At 72.6% G+C, this 263-nt stretch carries 1 protein-coding gene; it reads right to left on the reverse strand.

Going from position 1 to position 263, the window contains the following annotated elements; genetic code table 11:
* Positions 1-263: EAL domain-containing protein (locus E2C05_RS32620; protein WP_133223694.1), on the reverse strand; the 263-nt coding region annotated here is incomplete at both ends.

Consider the following 263-nt stretch of genomic DNA (forward strand, 5'->3'; position numbering starts at 1 on the left):
AAGCGCTGCAGGTAGCTGAGCGAGCTGTAGCCCGTGCCGAAATCATCCATGGCGATCCGCACGCCGAGCGCCTTCAGCCGGTGCAGCGTCGCCAGCGTCGCCTCGGTGTCCTGCAGCATCACCGTCTCGGTGATCTCGAGCTCGAGCCGCCCGGGCGCGAGGCCGGAGGCGGCCAGCACGCCCGCCACCGTCTCCACCAGCCCGCGGCTGGCGAACTGCGCCGGGGAGAGGTTGACCGCCACCTTCGGCGCGCCCGCCCAGCC

This window comes from Paracraurococcus ruber (genome assembly GCF_004353985.1).
Lineage (GTDB): Bacteria > Pseudomonadota > Alphaproteobacteria > Acetobacterales > Acetobacteraceae > Paracraurococcus > Paracraurococcus ruber.